This window comes from Neisseria sp. P0021.S007 (genome assembly GCF_051956855.1).
Genome location: NZ_JBQCXA010001561.1, coordinates 1 through 462, shown reverse-complemented (window position 1 = coordinate 462; position 462 = coordinate 1). Strand labels below are relative to the sequence as shown.

The 462-nt window shown below is 52.6% G+C and carries 1 protein-coding gene; it reads right to left on the bottom strand.

The features are described 5' to 3' along the window. Positions 1-25 precede the first annotated feature (25 nt). On the bottom strand, positions 26-454 hold the full coding sequence (gene nusB, locus ACTHUR_RS20265; protein ID WP_440400592.1) for a transcription antitermination factor NusB: 429 nt from the start codon (positions 452-454) through the stop codon (positions 26-28). Between the last annotated feature and the right edge of the window lie 8 nt (positions 455-462).

The following is a 462-nucleotide window of genomic DNA, read 5'->3' as shown; positions in this document are numbered from 1 at the left end:
ATCTTGTTCCGATGTGAAGTCAATCTTAGCCTTTGCGGCGCGGTTCATCAGGGCGGATGCGGGAAGCCAGCTGGTCGAGGATGCCGTTGACGAATTTATGGCCGTCGGTGCCGCCGAAAGTTTTGGTAACTTCGATGGCTTCGTTGATGATGACAGGATAGGGGGTTTCAGGCATGGTGCTCAGCTCATGGCAGGCAACCAGCAAAACGGCGCGTTCGATAGGACTGAGGTCTTTTTCGTCGCGGTCAAGCAGGGGGCTGATTTTTTCCATGTATTCTTCGGCATGGGTTTGTGCGCCGAAAAACAGTTTGTTGAACAGCTCTTCATCCATATTGGACGCTTGAGACAGTTCGTGGATGTTTTTGGCGATTTCTGGGGCGGCAGTTTTGTTGATGCCTGCTTGATAAATAGCTTGTACGGCAAGCTCGCGTGCGCGGCGGCGTGGGCTTTTCATGGGTATTC

Coding starts and splice junctions, on each gene's coding strand:
- nusB (WP_440400592.1), bottom strand. CDS start 454: ATGAAAAGCCCACGCCGCCGCGCACGCGAGCTTGCCGTACAAGCTATT.